Raw genomic sequence first — 221 nt, forward strand, 5'->3', positions numbered from 1 at the left:
CTCCACGCACAAGCCCACCCGCACCTCGGGCCCCACTCCCATGCCCTTCAGGTGGTGCGCCAGCTGGTTCGCACGCCGGTTCAACTCCGCGTACGTCAGCCGCTCGTCCTCGTACTCCACCGCCACCGCGTCCGGCGTCCGCTGCGCTTGCTCCTCGAAGAGAACGCTCAGGCTCGCATCGCGTGGGTACGCCGACGCCGTCCCGCTCCACTCCTTCACCA

1 protein-coding gene is annotated in these 221 nt (G+C 69.2%); it reads right to left on the reverse strand.

Annotation, left to right across the window (positions count from 1 at the left end; genetic code table 11):
• Positions 1-221: AMP-binding protein (locus HV826_RS36645; protein WP_176421601.1), on the reverse strand; the 221-nt coding region annotated here is incomplete at both ends.

Source organism: Myxococcus sp. AM010, assembly GCF_013372585.1.
GTDB classification, from domain to species: domain Bacteria; phylum Myxococcota; class Myxococcia; order Myxococcales; family Myxococcaceae; genus Myxococcus; species Myxococcus vastator.